At 65.6% G+C, this 18732-nt stretch carries 17 protein-coding genes; 16 read left to right on the top strand and 1 reads right to left on the bottom strand.

Annotated features, from left to right (window positions below; genetic code table 11):
• The first annotated feature begins 3 nt into the window (after window positions 1-3).
• The 15 genes from paaH to paaZ all read left to right on the top strand — a co-directional run bounded on the left by paaH (window position 4) and on the right by paaZ (window position 16206).
• Window positions 4-1521, top strand: a complete 1518-nt coding sequence (gene paaH, locus ACFW0B_RS17775) for a 3-hydroxyacyl-CoA dehydrogenase PaaH (protein WP_449150328.1) — start codon at window positions 4-6, stop codon at window positions 1519-1521.
• A complete protein-coding gene (gene paaI, locus ACFW0B_RS17770) occupies window positions 1514-1963 on the top strand; it encodes a hydroxyphenylacetyl-CoA thioesterase PaaI (RefSeq protein ID WP_449150327.1) in 450 nt (149 codons plus the stop codon). Before paaH ends, paaI begins: the two co-directional genes overlap by 8 nt.
• A complete protein-coding gene (pcaF, locus tag ACFW0B_RS17765) occupies window positions 1956-3161 on the top strand; it encodes a 3-oxoadipyl-CoA thiolase (protein ID WP_449150326.1) in 1206 nt (401 codons plus the stop codon). Before paaI ends, pcaF begins: the two co-directional genes overlap by 8 nt.
• Window positions 3162-3259: 98 nt before the next feature.
• On the top strand, window positions 3260-4570 hold the full coding sequence (paaK, locus tag ACFW0B_RS17760) for a phenylacetate--CoA ligase PaaK (RefSeq protein WP_449150325.1): 1311 nt from the start codon (window positions 3260-3262) through the stop codon (window positions 4568-4570).
• A 373-nt stretch (window positions 4571-4943) separates the two neighbouring features.
• Window positions 4944-5996, top strand: coding sequence for a fimbrial protein (locus ACFW0B_RS17755; RefSeq protein ID WP_449150324.1), 1053 nt, complete (start codon window positions 4944-4946; stop codon window positions 5994-5996).
• Between the two features lie 134 nt (window positions 5997-6130).
• Window positions 6131-6484 carry a DUF1428 domain-containing protein gene (locus tag ACFW0B_RS17750; RefSeq protein ID WP_449150323.1) on the top strand — a complete coding sequence of 118 codons (354 nt, stop codon included), beginning with the start codon at window positions 6131-6133 and terminating at the stop codon, window positions 6482-6484.
• Window positions 6485-6964: 480 nt separating this feature from the next.
• Window positions 6965-7957 carry a 1,2-phenylacetyl-CoA epoxidase subunit PaaA gene (gene paaA / locus ACFW0B_RS17745; protein ID WP_449150322.1) on the top strand — a complete coding sequence of 331 codons (993 nt, stop codon included), beginning with the start codon at window positions 6965-6967 and terminating at the stop codon, window positions 7955-7957.
• 23 nt (window positions 7958-7980) lie between these two features.
• The gene (paaB, locus tag ACFW0B_RS17740) at window positions 7981-8262 is read left to right on the top strand and encodes a 1,2-phenylacetyl-CoA epoxidase subunit PaaB (RefSeq protein WP_449150321.1); all 282 of its coding nucleotides are present in this window, start codon (window positions 7981-7983) and stop codon (window positions 8260-8262) included.
• A gap of 10 nt (window positions 8263-8272) precedes the next feature.
• Window positions 8273-9034 carry a 1,2-phenylacetyl-CoA epoxidase subunit PaaC gene (paaC, locus tag ACFW0B_RS17735; protein WP_449150320.1) on the top strand — a complete coding sequence of 254 codons (762 nt, stop codon included), beginning with the start codon at window positions 8273-8275 and terminating at the stop codon, window positions 9032-9034.
• Window positions 9021-9554: a 1,2-phenylacetyl-CoA epoxidase subunit PaaD gene (paaD, locus tag ACFW0B_RS17730; protein WP_449150319.1), complete on the top strand. Its 534-nt coding sequence runs from the start codon at window positions 9021-9023 to the stop codon at window positions 9552-9554. Before paaC ends, paaD begins: the two co-directional genes overlap by 14 nt.
• A gap of 26 nt (window positions 9555-9580) precedes the next feature.
• Window positions 9581-10657, top strand: a complete 1077-nt coding sequence (gene paaE, locus ACFW0B_RS17725; protein ID WP_449150318.1) for a 1,2-phenylacetyl-CoA epoxidase subunit PaaE — start codon at window positions 9581-9583, stop codon at window positions 10655-10657.
• A gap of 150 nt (window positions 10658-10807) precedes the next feature.
• Window positions 10808-11113, top strand: a complete 306-nt coding sequence (locus tag ACFW0B_RS17720) for a DUF485 domain-containing protein (protein WP_449150317.1) — start codon at window positions 10808-10810, stop codon at window positions 11111-11113.
• Window positions 11110-12756, top strand: a complete 1647-nt coding sequence (locus ACFW0B_RS17715) for a cation acetate symporter (protein ID WP_449150316.1) — start codon at window positions 11110-11112, stop codon at window positions 12754-12756. The genes ACFW0B_RS17720 and ACFW0B_RS17715 overlap by 4 nt, the downstream gene beginning before the upstream one ends.
• 33 nt (window positions 12757-12789) lie before the next feature.
• Window positions 12790-14025, top strand: a complete 1236-nt coding sequence (locus ACFW0B_RS17710; protein ID WP_449150315.1) for an OprD family porin — start codon at window positions 12790-12792, stop codon at window positions 14023-14025.
• A gap of 120 nt (window positions 14026-14145) precedes the next feature.
• Complete coding sequence (paaZ, locus tag ACFW0B_RS17705) at window positions 14146-16206, top strand: phenylacetic acid degradation bifunctional protein PaaZ (RefSeq protein ID WP_449150314.1); 2061 nt, start codon at window positions 14146-14148, stop codon at window positions 16204-16206.
• 248 nt (window positions 16207-16454) lie between these two features.
• On the opposite strand, the gene ACFW0B_RS17700 is transcribed toward paaZ, so the two are convergent.
• Complete coding sequence (locus ACFW0B_RS17700) at window positions 16455-17405, bottom strand: LysR family transcriptional regulator (protein WP_449150313.1); 951 nt, start codon at window positions 17403-17405, stop codon at window positions 16455-16457.
• Between the two features lie 134 nt (window positions 17406-17539).
• Between ACFW0B_RS17700 and ACFW0B_RS17695 the strand changes: the two genes are divergently transcribed.
• Window positions 17540-18715: a M20 aminoacylase family protein gene (locus ACFW0B_RS17695; protein WP_449150312.1), complete on the top strand. Its 1176-nt coding sequence runs from the start codon at window positions 17540-17542 to the stop codon at window positions 18713-18715.
• Window positions 18716-18732: the final 17 nt, after the last annotated feature.

The raw sequence follows: 18732 nt of genomic DNA, 5'->3' as shown, positions 1-18732 counted from the left end.
CCCATGACCGCCCTCAACACTTCCGCCACCGTCGCCGTGATCGGCGCCGGCGCCATGGGTGCCGGCATCGCTCAGGTCGCCGCCCAGGCCGGCCATCCGGTCAAGCTCTATGACAACCGCCCCGGCGCGTCCGCCCAGGCCATCGACGGCATCGACCGCCAACTCGGCCGCCTGGTGGAGAAGAACAAACTCTCCGCCGAAGCCCGCGCCGCCATCGTCGCCCGCCTGCAACCGGTGGAGGCCATCGAGGCCCTGGCCGATGCCAGCCTGGTGATCGAAGCCATCGTCGAGAACCTGGAGGTCAAGCGTGGCCTGCTGCGCCAGCTCGAAGAGCTGTGCAGCGCCGACTGCATCCTCGCCAGCAATACCTCGTCCCTGTCCATCACCAGCCTGGCTGCCGGCCTCAAGCATCCCGGCCGGGTGATCGGCATGCACTTCTTCAACCCGGCGCCGCTGATGGCCCTGGTAGAGATCGTATCGGGCCTGGCCAGCGACCGCGCCCTGGCCGAAAGCCTGTACGAAACCGCCAAGGCCTGGGGCAAGCAGCCGGTACACACGAAGTCCACTCCGGGCTTCATCGTCAACCGCGTGGCGCGCCCCTTCTATGCCGAAAGCCTGCGCCTGCTGCAGGAAGGCGCCGCCGACTGCGCCACCCTCGACGCACTGATGCGCGACGCCGGCGGCTTCCGCATGGGTGCCTTCGAACTGACCGACCTGATCGGCCACGACGTGAACTACGCCGTCACCTGCTCGGTGTTCGATGCCTACTACGGCGACTTCCGCTTCCAGCCTTCGCTGATTCAGAAGGAACTGGTGGACGCCGGCCGCCTGGGCCGCAAGAGCGGTCACGGCTTCTACAGCTACGCCGAGGGCGCCGAGCGCCCGCAAGCGGCCGAACTGAACAGCGACGCCAGCGTGGACGCCTGCGTGGTGGAAGGCAGCCTGGGCGTGGCCGAGCCCCTGGTGCAGCGCCTGGCCGATGCCGGCGTGAACGTCGTCCGCCGTGACGGCAGCGGCGTGCTGCGGGTCGGTGACGCCGTGCTAGCCCTGTCCGACGGCCGCCTGGCCAGCCAGCGTTCCCGCGAGGACGGCATCGCCAACCTGGTGCTGATCGACCTCGCGCTGGACTACACCAAGGCCAGCCGCCTCGGCATCGCCTGTGCCGCCGGCACCTCGCAACAAGCCCGCGACCAGGCGGTGGCGCTGCTGCAGCGCGCCGGTCTCAAGGTCAGCCAACTCAGCGATACTCCCGGCCTCGCCGTACTGCGCACCGTGGCCATGCTGGCCAACGAAGGTGCCGATGCCGTGCTGCAAGGCGTGGGCTCGGCCGGCGACATCGACCTGGCCATGCGCGCCGGCGTGAACTATCCGCAAGGCCCGCTGGCCTGGGCCGACGCCATCGGCCTGCCGGTGGTGCTGCGCACCCTGGAAAACCTGCAGGCGTCCTACGGCGAAGAGCGCTACCGCCCTTCCCTGCTGCTGCGTCGCCAGGTTGCCGAAGGGAGGAATTTCCGTGACTAACCACGAAGCCCTCTCCCTCGCCAAAGCCTGCGCCAGCGAACTGTTCGAGCGCGACAACGCCAGCCAGGCCATGGGCATGCGCCTGCTCTCCGTGGCGCCGGGCCAGGCTCGGGTCGGCATGAGCGTGCGCGAAGACATGGTCCAGGGCCACGGCACCTGCCACGGCGGCTACCTCTTCGCCCTGGCCGACTCGGCCTTCGCCTTCGCCTGCAACACCTACAACGAGGCCACCGTCGCCATCGGTTGCAGCATCGATTACGTCGCCCCGGCCCGCCTGGGCGACACCCTTACCGCCCAGGCCATGGAACAGAGCCGCAGCGGTCGCACCGGCAACTACGACGTGCGTATCGAAAACCAGAACGGGCAACTGATCGCCCTCTTCCACGGCAAGTCCTACAAAGTGCGCGGCCCGGTACTCGCGCAGGAGACCCCTGATGAATGACGCCCTGATTATCGACGCCGTGCGTACGCCCATCGGACGCTACGCCGGTGCCCTGGCTGCGGTGCGCGCCGACGACCTCGGCGCCGTGCCCATGCGCGCCCTGATGCAGCGACACCCGGAGCTGGACTGGAGCGCCATCGACGACGTGATCTACGGCTGCGCCAACCAGGCTGGCGAAGACAACCGTAACGTCGCGCGCATGTCCACCCTGCTCGCCGGCCTGCCGCTGACCGTACCGGGCACCACCCTGAACCGCCTCTGCGGCTCCGGCCTGGATGCCATCGGCAGTGCCGCCCGCGCGCTGCGCTGTGGCGAGGCCGGCCTGATGATCGCTGGCGGCGTGGAATCCATGTCCCGCGCACCGTTCGTCATGGGCAAGGCAGAAAGCGCCTTCTCCCGCCAGGCGGAAATCTTCGACACCACCATCGGCTGGCGCTTCGTCAACTCGCTGATGAAGGCGCAGTTCGGCATCGACTCCATGCCGGAAACCGCCGAGAACGTGGCCGAACAGTTCAACATTTCCCGCGAAGACCAGGACGCTTTCGCCCTGCGCAGCCAGCAGCGCGCCGCCGCCGCCCAGGCCAATGGCCGGCTGGCGAAGGAAATCGTCCCGGTAGAAATCCCCCAGCGCAAGGGCCCGCCGAAAATCGTCGAGCAGGATGAGCACCCGCGCGGCGACACCACCCTGGAACAGCTGGCCAGGCTGGGCACGCCGTTCCGTCAAGGAGGCAGCGTCACCGCAGGCAACGCTTCAGGCGTGAACGACGGAGCCTGCGCCCTGCTGCTGGCCAGCAGCGACGCCGCCAAGCGCCATGGCCTCAAGGCCCGCGCCCGCGTGGTCGGCATGGCCACCGCCGGTGTCGAGCCGCGCATCATGGGCATCGGCCCGGTGCCGGCGACCCGCAAGGTGCTGGAACTGACCGGCCTGTCGCTGGCCGACATGGACATCATCGAACTCAACGAAGCCTTCGCCGCCCAGGGCCTCGCCGTGCTGCGCGAACTGGATCTCGCCGACGACGATCCGCGGGTGAACCCCAACGGCGGCGCCATCGCCCTCGGCCACCCGCTGGGCATGAGCGGTGCGCGCCTGGTCACCACCGCGCTGCACGAACTGGAAGAACGCCAGGGCCGCTACGCCCTCTGCACCATGTGCATCGGTGTCGGCCAGGGCATCGCCCTGATTATTGAAAGGCTCTGAAACGCACAGACCGAGATTCGAAAAACGGGTGAGGAGTATTCTCCTCTTTAGCACTCAGAAGCCCTGGGCTTCGCGCACAAAAATAATTCGAGTGAACCATGAACATGATTGCCAATACCGCCTTGCTTGACCCGATGGAAACCGCCAGCGTCGACCAGCTGCGCCAGCACCAGCTGGAGCGCCTGCGCTGGAGCCTCAGGCACGCCTACGAGAACGTCCCGCTGTACCGCCAGCGCTTCGATGAGAAAGGCGTGCACCCGGACGACCTGAAATCCCTGGAAGACCTGGCGAAGTTCCCCTTCACCGGCAAGAACGACCTGCGTGACAACTACCCCTACGGCATGTTCGCCGTACCGCAGAGCGAGATCGTGCGCATCCACGCCTCCAGCGGCACCACCGGCAAGCCCACCGTGGTCGGCTACACCCAGAACGACATCGACACCTGGGCCAACGTGGTGGCGCGCTCGATCCGCGCCGCCGGCGGCCGCAAGGGTGACAAGGTGCACGTCTCCTACGGCTACGGCCTGTTCACCGGCGGCCTGGGCGCCCACTACGGCGCCGAACGCCTGGGTTGCACCGTGATCCCGATGTCCGGCGGCCAGACCGAGAAGCAGGTCCAGCTGATCCGCGACTTCCAGCCGGACATCATCATGGTTACTCCGTCCTACATGCTGAACCTGGCCGACGAGATCGAGCGCCAGGGCATCGACCCGCACAAACTGGCCCTGCGCCTTGGCATCTTCGGCGCCGAACCCTGGACCGCCGAACTGCGCCGCGCCATCGAAGAGCGCCTGGGCATCACCGCCCTCGATATCTACGGCCTGTCGGAAATCATGGGCCCGGGCGTGGCCATGGAATGCGCGGAAACCAAGGACGGCCCGACCATCTGGGAAGACCACTTCTACCCCGAGATCATCGACCCGGTGACCGGCGAAGTGCTGCCCGACGGCGAAATGGGCGAGCTGGTGTTCACCTCGCTGTCGAAAGAAGCCCTGCCGATGATCCGCTACCGCACCCGCGACCTGACCCGCCTGCTGCCGGGCACCGCGCGGCCGATGCGGCGCATGGACAAGATCACCGGCCGCAGCGACGACATGCTGATCATCCGTGGCGTGAACGTGTTCCCGACGCAGATCGAAGAGCAGGTGCTGAAGGTCAGGCAGCTGTCGGAGAACTACGAGATCCACCTGTTCCGCAACGGCAACCTGGACAGCATCGAAGTGCACGTCGAGCTCAAGCACGAGCACGACGGCCTGGGCGAAAGCCAGCAACAGGCGCTGTGCAACGAACTGTCGAAGTACATCAAGACCTACATCGGCATCAGCTCGCGCATCGTCCTGCGCCCCAGCTACTCGCTGAAACGCTCCGAAGGCAAGGCCTGCCACGTGTACGACAACCGCGGCAAGTAAGTCTCGCGACATGAAACAGCCCCGCTCCGGCGGGGCTGTTTCATGGCAGTTATCAGGCCGGTGACTCTTTCCTGCCACACAGAACGTAGCCCAGATGAAATCAAGGAGCGGCGGTGGGACCTTCCCCGGATCTCATCCAGGCTACGGAACTGGACCTGTCGAGCTCACCAGCCCTCCACACTCATGCACGAATTACAGAAATCCCTTACATACGGAACAAGTGCGCGGGGAATGGGTTGGCTCGCCCTTCGTCCTAACATGGCGGCTTTCCACCACGAGAGGATCAATCTTTGTGAGAAAGCCCGGCAATTTCACCATCGCAAGTACGCCCCGACACGCCGCCCTTTCTCCTCGATGCCCGGTACGAACGATCATGAGGGTCTTGCCAGGCTGCATCGCATTTCTATCTGCCCTGCTGACCACTGAGTTCACTACGGCCTATCCGTGCGTCACCATCGCCGGCCCCCCGCATCAGAACCACTTCGACTTCACCCAACGCTTTACCAGCCCGGAACACAATGCGCCGAACACGGTCATGCCAAACGCCAACGTCTGGCAGCTGCCACTCTACATGGCCACCTGTTACTGCCCGAGAGGGCAGATATTCCGTGAGAACTACTACACGGCCCGAACCGACCTGAAGCCAGGAAGAAAAGCCGTGGTCAATGGCAAGCAATTGCAGTTCTACAAGCTGAACCGAAATCTGCAGGTAGCCATCGAACTATGGGTTAATGGCTATCTTAATGAATACGTGCCGGCGCCTTTCTCATCCGTGTCCAACGAAGAGTCCTACGCCAAGACATGCCAGGTCGGGAAGGAGTTCGGCACAGGTACAAAAGGCCGGATTCACCTGATGATCGATCACCCCTTTGTGGGCGAGAGCACCATAGCGCATACCCAGCTGCTGAACGTCTTCGGTGACACCAACCCGAACGCCACCCCTACTACACCAATTGCCGGGGTCACCATGACGGGAAGGGTGACCGTGCCACAAAGCTGCGAGCTTGCGCCCGGGCAGGTCACGACAATCGACTTCGACAATATCCAACCCAACACCCTGGCTGTTCCCGGTGCGGCAAGCCCGGCCAACAGCCGCGAGCGAACCTTCCAGATCACCTGCACCAATATCTCCCAGGGAGTCGCGATCAATCTCAGCCTGGAGTCGGCGGCCAATGCCCATTTCCCCAATATCTTCGCCACTCAGGGTCGTACCGACCTGGGCATTCAGATCAATAACAATGGCCGAGTCATCTCACCACTGTTGCCCGACGCAACTCCCGGCTCCGCCAACATCATTCCGCTGACGTTGAACCACGCCCAGCAGACTGCGGAGTTCAGCATCGAGGCCTTCCCCGTGCGCACGGAAAGCCATGTGGAGCCCGGTCCGTTCGAAGGCGCTGCCACACTGAAGTTCGACTTCAACTGACGACCGCCGGTCGTCAGCCTCCCTCCATTGGCGTGATTTTGTCGAACTGCGGCCACCCCAATCGACTCCTGGATAGAAGGGCCGAAGCTGCCCGCTTCTTGCCGAACGAACGGAATCCACAGAGGAGATCGACCATGAGCTATGTAGATGGCTTCGTAGTACCCGTCCCCACCGCCAGCCGGGAGGCCTACCGCAAGGTGGCCGAGATGGCCGCCGGGGTCTTCAGGGAGTGCGGCGCCCTCAGCGTCGTCGAGTGCTGGGGCGACGACGTGCCCGAGGGCAAGGTGACCTCCTTCCCGATGTCGGTGAAGCTGAAGGAAGGTGAAACCGTCGTGTTCTCCTGGATCACCTGGCCCTCGAAGCAAATCCGGGACGCCGGCATGAAGAAAGCGATGGAAGACCCGCGCATGCAGCCCAGTCCGGAAACCATGCCCTTCGATGGCCAGCGGATGATCTTTGGCGGCTTCGAAGTGCTGGTGAAAGCCTGATCGGGCTGTTGGCCGGGGGCGGCTACGCCGCCCTTGGCGAATGAATTCGCCCCCACAACAAGGCACCGAGCCCGGCATAGACCCTGTGGGGGCGATTTCAATCGCCAAGCGGACCGAAGGTTCGCCATTGTGTCCCGGAGGGTGCTACCCCTCAAAAACAGAACACATAAAACACATAATCACAAATTCCACGTATCACTTTTCAGCTTTCACCCGAATCAACCGCCCTCTCCCACCGCCGAATCCCGGCACAGGCCCCGTAATAAAGCCTTTACCCGCTATCTCTCTGGCCTCTGACAACGCCAAAAATCCCCCTCACCCTGCCTGCCCCTTATGCGCGGATGCCCTGCGACCGGTCGTCAATCCGATACAAAAACTATATTCGATACACGTTTTAGTGTTTGATATTTGTTTTCGTATCATTTAAAAATAGCGCCATGGCCAAGCCACCCCACGAACCCTGCATGGCTGGAGAACGGCATGTACGCACAATTGGTTGAGACAGGCGTGAAGCGCGTGAAGGCGCTGGAGGAGATGACTCCCGAAGAACGCGCCTTCCAGGAAAAGATCGACGCGGAAATCAAGATCGAGGCGAAGAACTGGATGCCGGACGCTTACCGGCAGACCCTGATCCGACAGATTTCCCAGCATGCCCACTCCGAGATCGTCGGCATGCTGCCCGAGGGCAATTGGGTGACCCGCGCCCCGACCCTCAAACGCAAGCTGCAGCTGATGGCCAAGATCCAGGATGAAGCCGGCCACGGCCTGTACCTCTACAGCGCCATGGAAACCCTGGGCGCCGACCGCGACGCCGAGGTGGCCAAGCTGCACAGCGGCAAGGCCAAGTATTCGAGCATCTTCAACTACCCCACCCTGACCTGGGCCGACATCGGCGCGGTAGGCTGGCTGGTGGATGGCGCTGCCATCGTCAACCAGGTGGTGTTGCAGCGGACCTCCTATGGCCCCTACTCCCGCGCCATGATCCGCATCTGCAAGGAAGAGTCCTTCCACCAGCGCCAGGGCTACGAAATCCTCCTGCACATGATGCGCAATGGCACCCAGGCCCAGAAGGACATGGTCCAGGACGCCATCAACCGCCTCTGGTGGCCTGCGCTGATGATGTTCGGCCCGAGCGACGCCGACTCCCCCAATAGCGCCCAGTCCATGGCCTGGAAGATCAAGCGCCAGAGCAACGACGAGCTGCGCCAGCGCTTCATCGACCAGACCGTTCCGCAACTGGAACTGCTCGGCTGCACCGCCCCGGACCCGGACCTGAAGTGGAACGAGGAACGCGGTCACTACGACTTCGGCGAAATCCAGTGGGAAGAGTTCTACGAAGTGCTCAAGGGCAACGGCCCGTGCAACGTCGAGCGCGTCACCACCCGCCGCAAGGCCATCGAAGACGGCGCCTGGGTCCGCGAAGCCGCTGTCGCCCATGCCCGCAAAAAACAACAGAAACGCGACGCCGCCTGAACCGTCTCGAGGAGATAAGAATCATGTCCGAGTGGACCCTTTTTGAAGTTTTCGTGCGCAGCAAGCACGGTCTGAACCACAAGCACGTCGGCAGCGTGCATGCAGCCGATGCGCGCATGGCCATCGAGAACGCCCGTGAGCTGTACACCCGCCGCAACGAAGGCGTGAGCCTGTGGGTGGTGCCGTCCGCGCTGATTACCGCCTCCGCCCCGGACGAAAAGGAACCGCTGTTCGACCCGTCCCAGGACAAGGTCTACCGCCACGCCAGCTTCTACGAGCTGCCGGCCGAAGTCGGACACATGTGAGGCCGCTGCCATGAGCCAACGCGAAGACCTCATCCAATACCTGCTGCGCCTCGGCGACAGCGCCCTGGTCCAGGGCCAGCGCCTGTGCCAATGGTGCGGCCGCGCACCGGCACTGGAAGAAGAACTGGCGCTGATGAACGTCGGCCTCGACCTGGTGGGCCAGGCCCGCAACTGGCTGGACTATGCCGCCGAGCTGCTGGACGACGGCCGTGATGCCGACCACCTGGCGTTCCGCCGCGACGAGCGCGCCTACCGCAACCTGTTGCTGGTGGAGCAGCCCAACGGCGACTACGCGGTGACCATCACCAAGCAGTTCTTCTACGATGCCTGGCACTTCCAGGTGCTGCATGGCCTTTGCCAGTCCAGCGACCAGCGCGTCGCCGGCATCGCCGCCAAGGCCCTTAAGGAAGTCACCTACCACCTGCGCCGCTCCAGCGAATGGGTCGAGCGTCTGGGCGACGGCACCGAGGAAAGTCACCGGCGCATGCTGGCGGCCATCCGCGAGATCTCGCGCTTCACCGTGGAACTGGTCAATGGCGACGAAGTGGAACAGCGCCTGTTCGAGGCTGGCATTGCGCCGAACCCGGCAGAGGTCGCCGCCGCCTGGAAATCCAAGGTGGCCGATATCTTCGCCAGCGCCACCCTGCCGATGCCGGAGCCGGCCAGCTACTTCTACCTGTCCGGCCGCAAGGGCCTGCACACCGAGCACCTCGGTCTACTGCTGGCCGAAATGCAATTCCTCCAGCGGGCCTACCCCGATGCGTCCTGGTGAGCTGATTACCAGCGACCGTGGCGCCAGGCCCGGCGCGCCGGATGATCTGGCGCGCGCCTGGTCGGTGCTGGGCGAGGTGATGGACCCGGAAGTGCCGGTGGTCAGCGTAGTCGACCTCGGCATCGTCCGCGGCCTCGACTGGCAGGACGGCCACCTGCATGTGGTGGTCACCCCGACCTATTCCGGCTGCCCGGCCACCGAGGTGATCGAGCACGACATCGAGCAGGCCCTGGAAGGCGCCGGTTTTGCCGCACCGAAACTGGAACGCCGACTGACGCCGGCCTGGACCACCGACTGGATCAGCACCGATGGCCGCGAACGCCTGCGCGCCTACGGCATCGCCCCGCCGGCCGGCAGCACCAGCAAACGCAGCCTGCTGGGCAACACCGGTGACGTGTGCTGCCCGCAGTGCGGCAGCGCCCACACAGAACTGCTCAGCCAGTTTGGCTCCACCGCGTGCAAAGCCTTGTATCGCTGCCGCGACTGCCTAGAGCCGTTCGACTATTTCAAGTGCATCTGAGTGGCTTGCCACCGGAGACGACCAAGATGAGCAAGTTCCACAGCCTGAAGATCAAAGAAGTGCGCCCGGAAACCCGCGACGCGGTCTCCATCGCCTTCGACATTCCCGCCGATCTCGCCGATACCTTCCGCTTCACCCAGGGCCAGCACCTGGTGATGCGCACCCAGCTGGACGGTGAAGAAGTGCGCCGCTCCTATTCCATCTGCACCGGCGTCAACGACGGCGAGCTGCGGGTGGCGATCAAGCGTGTGGCCGGCGGCCGTTTCTCCGCCTATGCCAACGACAGCCTGAAAGCCGGCCAGAGCCTGGAGGTGATGCCGCCGTCCGGCCACTTCTTCGTCGAACTGGACGCCGCGCGCCACGGCAACTACCTGGCGGTGGCCGCCGGCAGCGGTATCACGCCGATCCTGTCGATCATCAAGACCACCCTGGAAAGCGAGCCCCACAGCCGTTTCACCCTGATCTACGGCAACCGCTCCAGTGCTTCCGCGCTGTTCCGCGAGCAGCTGGAGGATCTGAAGAACACCTACCTGGACCGCCTGAACCTGATCTTCGTGTTCAGCCGCGAGCAGCAGGACGTGGACCTCTACAACGGCCGGATCGACGCCGACAAGTGCGGCCAGCTGTTCTCCCGCTGGATCGACGTCAAGGCACTGGATGCCGCCTTCATCTGCGGCCCGCAGGGCATGACCGAAACCGTGCGCGACCAGCTCAAGGGCAACGGCGTGCCTGCCGAGCGCATCCATTTCGAGCTGTTCGCCGCAGCCAGCGGCAGCGCCAAGCGTGAAGCCCGCGAGGCCGCCCGCATCACCGACAGCGCCAGCAGCCAGGTCACCGTGATCAGCGATGGCCGCGAACTGACTTTCGAACTGCCGCGCAACAGCGTCAGCGTGCTCGACGCCGGCAACGCCCAGGGCCTGGAACTGCCCTACTCCTGCAAGGCCGGCGTGTGCTCCACCTGCAAGTGCAAGGTGGTCGAAGGCGAGGTGGAGATGGACAGCAACTTCGCCCTGGAGGACTACGAAGTGGCCGCCGGCTACGTGCTGTCCTGCCAGACCTTCCCGGTCAGCGAGAAAGTCGTTCTGGACTTCGACCAGCTTTAAGTAGCACCCGTAGGAGCGAGCTTGCTCGCGAAAGCGGAGTTCCAAAGCGCTTCGCCAGCAAGCTGGCTCCTACAAGAACCAGAGCAGCACCCGGGCCTTGCCGTAAGCCCACAAGCACCGCCTCACAATCACAACAAGAGAGAGCAACCCATGACCCCGCAAGACCTCGCTCGCATCCGGGAGAACCCGGATTTCATCCAGCTCGTCCGCCGCAAGCAGCGCCTGACCTGGTCGCTGACCTTCACCATGCTGGTGATCTACTACGGCTTCGTGCTGCTGGTGGCCTTCGCCCCCGGCGTGCTCGGCCAATCCCTCAATGGAGGCGTCACCAGCGTGGGCATGCTGGTGGGCGTGGTCATCATCCTGCTCTCCTTCGCCCTCACCGGCATCTACGTGAAGCACACCAATGGGCTCGACTCGCTGAACGACAAGGTCAAGCAGGAGTGCGGCCAATGAAAGCACTCGCCTGCCTGTTGCTCGGCGCCGGCCTCGTGGCCTCCCAGGGCGCCTTCGCCGCCGACGCCGCCGCGCGTCCGCTGAACTGGAACGCCATCTACATGTTCCTGGCGTTCGTGCTCTTCACCCTCGGCATCACTCGCTGGGCCGCCCTGCGCACCCGCTCGACCGCGGACTTCTACACCGCTGGCGGCGGCCTCACCGGCTTCCAGAACGGCCTGGCGATCGCCGGCGACATGATCAGCGCGGCGTCCTTCCTCGGCATTTCCGCGATGATGTTCATGAACGGCTACGACGGCCTGCTCTACGCCTTGGGCGTGCTCGCCGGCTGGCCGATCATCCTGTTCCTGATCGCCGAGCGCCTGCGCAACCTCGGCAAGTACACCTTCGCCGACGTGGTGTCCTACCGCCTCGAACAGAGCCCGATCCGCATCACCGCGGCCTTCGGCACCCTGACCGTGGCACTGATGTACCTGGTGGCGCAGATGGTCGGCGCCGGCAAGCTGATCGAGTTGCTGTTCGGCCTCTCGTACACCCAGGCCGTGATGCTGGTGGGCGTGCTGATGGTCTTCTACGTGACCTTCGGCGGCATGCTGGCCACCACCTGGGTGCAGATCATCAAGGCAGTGCTGCTGCTTTCCGGCACCAGCTTCATGGCCTTCATGGTGCTCAAGCATTTCGGCTTCAGCACCGAGGCGATGTTCGCCGCCGCGACTTCGGTACACGCCAAGGGCGCGGCCATCATGGCGCCGGGCGGCCTGCTGTCGAATCCCATTGACGCGATTTCCCTCGGCCTCGGCATGATGTTCGGCACCGCCGGCCTGCCGCACATCCTGATGCGTTTCTTCACCGTGAGTGACGCCAGGGAAGCGCGCAAATCGGTGTTCTACGCCACCGGTTTCATCGGCTACTTCTACCTGCTGCTGATCGTGGTGGGCTTCGGTTCCATCGTGATGGTCGGCACCAACCCGGAATTCCGCGACGCGGCCGGCGCCATCATCGGCGGCGGCAACATGGTGGCGGTGCACCTGTCCCACGCGGTGGGCGGCAGCCTGTTCCTCGGCTTCATCTCCGCCGTGGGCTTCGCCACCATCCTGGCGGTGGTGGCGGGCCTTGCGCTGTCCGGCGCCTCGGCGGTGTCCCACGACCTGTACGCCTGCGTGATCCGCAAGGGCAAGGCCAGCGAGCGTGAGGAAATGCGCGTGTCGCGTATCGCCACCCTCTGCATCGGCGTGCTGGCGGTGATCCTCGGCCTCTTGTTCGAGTCACAGAACATCGCCTTCCTCTCCGGCCTGGTGCTGGCCATCGCCGCCTCGGTCAACTTCCCGGTGCTGTTCCTCTCCATGTTCTGGAAAGGCCTGACCACCCGTGGCGCCGTCGCCGGCAGCGTGGCCGGCCTGGTGTCCGCCGTCGTCCTGCTGGTGCTGAGCCCCGCCGTCTGGGTCAACGTGATGCATCACGACCAGGCGCTGTTCCCCTACTCCAACCCGGCGCTGTTCTCCATGGGCCTGGCCTTCTTCAGTGCCTGGCTGTTCTCGGTGACCGACGCTTCCGAGCGTGCCAAGGAAGAACGTGGCCGTTACCTGGCCCAGTTCATCCGCTCCATGACCGGCATCGGCGCAGCCGCCGCCAGCCGCCACTGAGCCCAGAACAACCGGACGATGGATACAAGAACAATGACCCACAGCCGTACCGTTGCGCCGCTCCTTGCGGCACTCACCCTGCCCTTCGCCACTTCGGCCCTGGCAGGCTTCATCGAAGACAGCAAAGGCAGCCTGGAGCTGCGCAACTTCTACCTCAACCGCGACTTCCGCCAGGCAGGCGCGCCCCAGTCCAAGGCCGAGGAATGGGCCCAGGGCTTCACCGCGCGCATCGAGTCGGGCTTCACCGAAGGCACCGTGGGCGTCGGCCTGGATGCCATCGGCGAGCTGGGCGTTAAGCTGGACTCCAGCCCGGATCGCCGTGGCACCGGCCTGCTGCCCTTCGACCCGGCGTCGAAGGAACCGGTGGACGACTACAGCGAGCTGGGCCTGACCGCCAAGCTGCGCGCCTCGCAAAGCGTGCTGCGCCTGGGCACCCTGCAGCCGCTGCTGCCGGTGGCGACCTACAACGACACCCGGCTGCTCTCCTCCACCTTCCAGGGTGGCATGCTGACCAGCCAGGAAATCAGCGGCCTGACCTTCAACGGCGGCCGCCTGACCCGCACCAACCTGCGCGACTCCTCCGGCCGCGACGACATCGGTTACGGCGCCGCCACCAGCGATGCCTTCGACTTCGCCGGCGGCACCTACGCCATCAACCCGCAACTGGCGGTGAGCTACTACTACGGCCTGCTGGACGACATCTACCGCCAGCAGTTCGTCGGCCTGGTGCACACGCTGCCGCTTGGCGAGGGCTTTAATCTGAAGAGCGACATTCGCTACTTCGACAGTCGCGGCGATGGCGTCGAGCGCGCCGGGGAGATCGACAACCGCAACTTCAACGGCATGTTCAGCCTAGGCAAGGGCGCCCACCGGTTCAGCGTTGCGTTCCAGCGCATGTCCGGCGACAGCGCCTTCCCCTTCCTCAATGGCGGCGACCCCTACGTGGTCAACCTGGTGACCTTCAACACCTTCACCCGCGCCGAGGAAGACGCCTGGCAACTGCGCTACGACTACGACTTCGCCACCCTCGGCATCCCGGGCCTGACCTTCATGACCCGCTACGTCGACGGCCGCAACGTGAAGACCGCGAACGGCGACGATGGCGAGGAATGGGAACGCGACAGCGACCTGGCCTATGTGATCCAGAGCGGCGCCCTCAAGGGCCTGAGCCTGCGCTGGCGCAATGTGACATTCCGCTCCGGTAACGGACTGACGACCGACGTCGATGAAAACCGCCTGATCCTCGGCTACACCCTGGCCCTCTGGTAAGGCCCCCAACCTGTAGGAGCGGGCTTGCCCGCGAACAACCGAGATTCGCGAGCAAGCTCGCTCCTACGAACCAAGAATGAACGCCGGTGCTCTGCGCCGGCCCCGCACGGAGAATTCCTCATGAGTAACGCCCCCACGCTGCAAAGCTTCATCGGCGGCCGCTGGATCGGCCAGCATGGTTCCCAGGCACTGCGCAGCGCCATCGACGGCAGCACCCTCTTCCGCACCCACGAGGAAACCCTGGACTTCTCCGAAGCCGTCGAACATGGCCGCAAGCGCGGTATCGCCAGCCTCATGGCCATGGACTTCCAGCAGCGCGCGGCGCGCCTCAAGGCCCTGGCGCTGTACCTGACCGAACACAAGGAACAGCTCTACACGCTGTCCCGCCACAGTGGCGCCACCCGCGCCGACAGCTGGATCGACATCGAGGGCGGCGCCGCCACCCTGTTCAGCTACGCCGGCGTCGGCGCCCGCGAGCTGCCGTCGGGCAACATCGTCCACGAAGGCCCGGCCATGCCGCTCGGCAAGCAGGGCACCTTCGCCGGCACCCATATCCTGGTACCCCGTGGCGGCCTGGCCGTGCACATCAACGCCTTCAACTTCCCCATCTGGGGGATGCTGGAAAAGTTCGCCCCCAGCTTCCTCGCCGGCATGCCCTGCATCGTCAAGCCGGCCACCGCCACCAGCTACCTGACCGAAGCCGCCGTGCGCCTGATGCATGAATCCGGCCTGCTCCCGGAAGGCAGCCTGCAACTGATCATCGGCGGCACCGGCGATCTGCTGGACCGCCTGCAAGGCCAGGACGTGGTCACCTTCACCGGTTCCGCCGACACCGCCGCCAAGCTGCGGGTGAACGCCAACCTGGTACGCAACTCGGTGCCCTTCAACGCCGAAGCGGACTCGCTGAACTGCGCCATCCTCGCCCCGGAAATCACCCCGGACGATCCGGAGTTCGACCTCTTCGTCAAGGAAGTGGCCCGCGAGATGACCGTCAAGGCTGGCCAGAAGTGCACCGCCATCCGCCGTGCCATTGTCCCGGCCCGTCACATCGACGCCGTGGCCGAACGCCTGCGTGACCGCCTGTCCAAGGTGGTGGTCGGCGACCCGGCCGTGGAAGGCGTGAAGATGGGCGCCCTGGCCTCCCACGCGCAGCAGGCCGACGTGACTGAGCGCCTGGAAGCCCTGCTTGCCAGCAGCGACCTGCTGTTCGGTGCCCGTGACGGTTTCGCACCGCGCGGCGAAGGCGTGAACGAAGGCGCCTTCTTCGCCCCGACCCTGCTGCGCTCCCGCGACCCGCATGCCGAAGGCGGCGCCCACGACATCGAGGCCTTCGGCCCGGTGAGCACCCTGATGGCCTACGACGACATCGACGAAGCCATCGCCCTGGCCGCCCGTGGCAAGGGCAGCCTGGTGGCCAGCCTGGTCACCAAGGACCCGCAAGTGGCCGCCCGCGTGGTGCCGCAAGCCGCCGCCCTGCACGGCCGCCTGCACATCCTCGACCGCGAGTCCGCCGCCGAATCCACCGGCCACGGCTCGCCCCTGCCGGTGCTCAAGCACGGCGGTCCCGGCCGCGCCGGTGGCGGTGAAGAACTGGGCGGCCTGCGCGCGGTGAAACACTACCTGCAGCGCACCGCTGTCCAGGGTTCGCCCACCATGCTGGCCGCCGTGACCCGCGAATACGTGCGTGGCGCCAAGGTGGTCGAAACTGAAGTTCACCCGTTCCGCCGCTACTTCGACGAGCTGCAGATCGGCGAATCCCTGCTGACCCACCGCCGCACCGTGACCGAAGCCGACATCGTCAACTTCGGCTGCCTGTCGGGCGATCACTTCTACATGCACTTCGACGAACTGGCCGCCAGGGAATCCCAGTTCGGCAAGCGCATCGCCCACGGCTACTTCGTGCTGTCGGCCGCCGCCGGCCTGTTCGTCTCCCCGGCCCCCGGCCCGGTACTGGCCAACTACGGCCTGGATAGCCTGCGCTTCATCACCCCGGTGGGTATCGGCGACACCATCCAGGCGCGCCTGACCTGCAAGCGCAAGATCGACCAGGGCAAGAAGAGCCCGAAGGGCGAGCCGCAAGGCGTGGTGGCCTGGGACGTGGAAGTGACCAACCAGAACGGCGAACTGGTCGCCAGCTACGACATCCTCACCCTGGTGCTGAAACGCCCCGAGGCGGTGTGAAGCGAGTCGCTGCGTGAGTTCAAGACCGGCCTTCGGGCCGGTTTTTTTGCCTGCGCGAACGGCGAGACTACGTCCCGCCTGGCGAATGGATTCGCCCCTACAGGACGTACGCGGAATTCCACCCGTAGGTTGTGGCAGAGCGAAGCGAAGCCCAACGATCCAGGTCGGGCTTTTCACGGCGGGCCTCGCAAAGCTCGGACCAACCTACGACAGGCCAGCAGCGTGCCCGACGCGAAGCCCGCCGGGCGCTAGAACAGCAGCTCCAGCATGTCCGCCAGGCGCCGGTCATCGGCGTTGCGCGAACGCGCGCAGGCTTTCAATGCCTGCTGCAGGCACTGGATGAAGCAGCGCGCCGCCGGGTCAGGAACCTGGTCGCGCAGGCGCATCACACTGATATCGCCGTCGGCCAGCGCTTCGTCCAGCTCCAGCGCCCGTGCCCTGCCGCGCAGGGGCTCGCACAGGAGCATCGGCTCGGGGGAGTAGCCGAGCAGTCCGGCATCGACGATCAGGGCGCTGAGCATGGCGCTGGACTGTGCGCAGACAATGCGTCCGGGCGGCAGTTCATGACCGTGGCGGCCGAACAGTTGCTGCACCACCTGTGCATAGTTGGCCTGGGTGAAGTTCATCACCCAGTCCTGTTCCAGCAGCTCCGCCAGGGAGCGGGCGCCCTGCAGCGGATGGCCTTCGCGGGCGAGCACCTTCATGCGGTAGCGGGCCAGGGGCTCGTGGACGAACTCCTGGGCGGGCAAGGCACCGGCCGGGCCCAGGGCGAAATGCATCACGCCACTGCGCAACAGCGGCAGGCTCACCGCCTGCAGGCCTTCGTAGAGTTCCAGCTGCACCGCCGGCATCTCCCGGCGAAAGGCCTGCACGGCTGATGCCAGCAGGGTCTGTCCGAACCAGGGCGTGACGCCTACGCAGAGCCGCGCCGGCACCTCGCCACGCAGGCTGGCCAGATCGCGCTCGGCGCTTTCCAGCTGGCTGGCGATCTGCCGGGCGTGGGGTAACAGCACCAGCCCCGCATCACTGAGCCGCGCCCCGCCGGCATGACGCAGCAGCAATGACAGGCCCTGCTCTTCCTCCAGTTCGCGCAGCGCCCGGGTGATGGCCGCCTGGGACAGGCCGAGGCCACGGGCGGCCGCGCGAATCCCGCCGCCGTCGGCGACGGCGATCAGGGCCTGTAGCTGATGCAACTTCAAGGGGACTCTCCTGGCTGAACACCAAAGCTGGTCACGACAACATTTTTGCGGCTTATGCCGCTCCGGCGTGGGCGCTAGGTTAGGCCACCACACCGACCCAGCCAACCGGCGCCGTCATCCAGGACAAGCACGACATGCACACACCCCCGATCCATCCCGGCATCGCCGCCATCACGCCTGCCATGATCGAACTGCGCCGCGCCATACACGCCGAGCCCGAGCTGGGCTTCGAGGAGTTCGCCACCCGCGGCAAGGTGATCCAGCACCTGCGCGAGTGGGGCTACGAGTTGCACCTGGATCTGGCCGGCACCGCCGTGGTCGCTACCCTGCGCAACGGCGAGGGGCCGACCCTCGGCCTGCGCGCCGAGCTGGACGCCCTGCCCATCGAGGAATGCAGTGGCCGTCCCTGGAGCAGCCGCGTTCCCGGCAAGATGCACGCCTGCGGCCATGACGGGCATACCGCCATGCTCCTGGCGGCGGCCTGCGAACTGGCCCGCGAACGCAGCTGGCGCGGCACCCTGCATCTGTTCTTCCAGCCCGCCGAGGAAGGTCACGGCGGTTCCGGCGCCAGGCGCATGCTCGACGAGGGCGTGTTCCGCCTGTTCCCCTGCGACGCCCTGTTCGCCCTGCACAATTCCCCCGGCATGCCGGTAGGCCGCTTCGGCGTGCTGGCCGGCCCCTGCATGGCCTCCACCGACAGCGCGACCATCGTCATCCACGGCACCGGTGGCCACGGTGCCATGCCGGACAAGGCAGTGGACCCGGTGGTGATCGGCGCCTCGCTGGTCATGGCGCTGCAGACCGTGGTGTCGCGCAACGTGCCGCCCAGCGAGACGGCGATCATCACCATCGGCGCCTTCCTCGCCGGTGACGCGCCCAACGTGATCCCACAGAGCGCCGAGCTGCGCCTGAGCATCCGCGCGCTGGACCCGCGGGTCCGCCAGTTGCTCCGCCAGCGTGTCCAGGCCCTGGCGGAGCACCATGCCGAAAGCTTCGGCGCCAGTGCTGAAGTGACCTTCGACAACGGCTACCCGGTACTGGTCAACGACCCGGCCGCCAGCCAACTGGCCAGCGACGTGATCCGCGACTGGCTGGGGGATGAGGGGCTGGCTCCGGGCCTGAAACCCATCTGCGCCAGCGACGACTTCGCCTTCTGGCTGGAGCAGGTGCCCGGCTGCTATCTGCTGATCGGCAATGGCGAGGGCGACGGCGGCTGCGAAGTGCACAACCCCGGCTACGACTTCAACGACCAGGCCCTGCCACTGGGGGCCACTTTCTGGGTCAGACTGGCACAGCGCTTCCTGGCCTGACCCGGACCTTCCCCGAG

The organism is Metapseudomonas phytobenefica (assembly GCF_043392685.1).
Lineage (GTDB): Bacteria > Pseudomonadota > Gammaproteobacteria > Pseudomonadales > Pseudomonadaceae > Metapseudomonas.
The sequence above is the reverse complement of the archived record's forward strand: the minus strand, read 5'-3'. Positions and strand labels throughout refer to the sequence as shown.

What these genes read in the sequence shown, in the direction of transcription:
- paaH (WP_449150328.1), top strand. Translation starts at nt 4, where the DNA reads ATGACCGCCCTCAACACTTCCGCCACCGTCGCCGTGATCGGCGCCGGC.
- pcaF (WP_449150326.1), top strand. Translation starts at nt 1,956, where the DNA reads ATGAATGACGCCCTGATTATCGACGCCGTGCGTACGCCCATCGGACGC.
- paaK (WP_449150325.1), top strand. Translation starts at nt 3,260, where the DNA reads ATGAACATGATTGCCAATACCGCCTTGCTTGACCCGATGGAAACCGCC.
- ACFW0B_RS17755 (WP_449150324.1), top strand. Translation starts at nt 4,944, where the DNA reads ATGAGGGTCTTGCCAGGCTGCATCGCATTTCTATCTGCCCTGCTGACC.
- ACFW0B_RS17750 (WP_449150323.1), top strand. Translation starts at nt 6,131, where the DNA reads ATGAGCTATGTAGATGGCTTCGTAGTACCCGTCCCCACCGCCAGCCGG.
- paaA (WP_449150322.1), top strand. Translation starts at nt 6,965, where the DNA reads ATGTACGCACAATTGGTTGAGACAGGCGTGAAGCGCGTGAAGGCGCTG.
- paaB (WP_449150321.1), top strand. Translation starts at nt 7,981, where the DNA reads ATGTCCGAGTGGACCCTTTTTGAAGTTTTCGTGCGCAGCAAGCACGGT.
- paaC (WP_449150320.1), top strand. Translation starts at nt 8,273, where the DNA reads ATGAGCCAACGCGAAGACCTCATCCAATACCTGCTGCGCCTCGGCGAC.
- paaD (WP_449150319.1), top strand. Translation starts at nt 9,021, where the DNA reads ATGCGTCCTGGTGAGCTGATTACCAGCGACCGTGGCGCCAGGCCCGGC.
- paaE (WP_449150318.1), top strand. Translation starts at nt 9,581, where the DNA reads ATGAGCAAGTTCCACAGCCTGAAGATCAAAGAAGTGCGCCCGGAAACC.
- ACFW0B_RS17720 (WP_449150317.1), top strand. Translation starts at nt 10,808, where the DNA reads ATGACCCCGCAAGACCTCGCTCGCATCCGGGAGAACCCGGATTTCATC.
- ACFW0B_RS17715 (WP_449150316.1), top strand. Translation starts at nt 11,110, where the DNA reads ATGAAAGCACTCGCCTGCCTGTTGCTCGGCGCCGGCCTCGTGGCCTCC.
- ACFW0B_RS17710 (WP_449150315.1), top strand. Translation starts at nt 12,790, where the DNA reads ATGACCCACAGCCGTACCGTTGCGCCGCTCCTTGCGGCACTCACCCTG.
- paaZ (WP_449150314.1), top strand. Translation starts at nt 14,146, where the DNA reads ATGAGTAACGCCCCCACGCTGCAAAGCTTCATCGGCGGCCGCTGGATC.
- ACFW0B_RS17695 (WP_449150312.1), top strand. Translation starts at nt 17,540, where the DNA reads ATGCACACACCCCCGATCCATCCCGGCATCGCCGCCATCACGCCTGCC.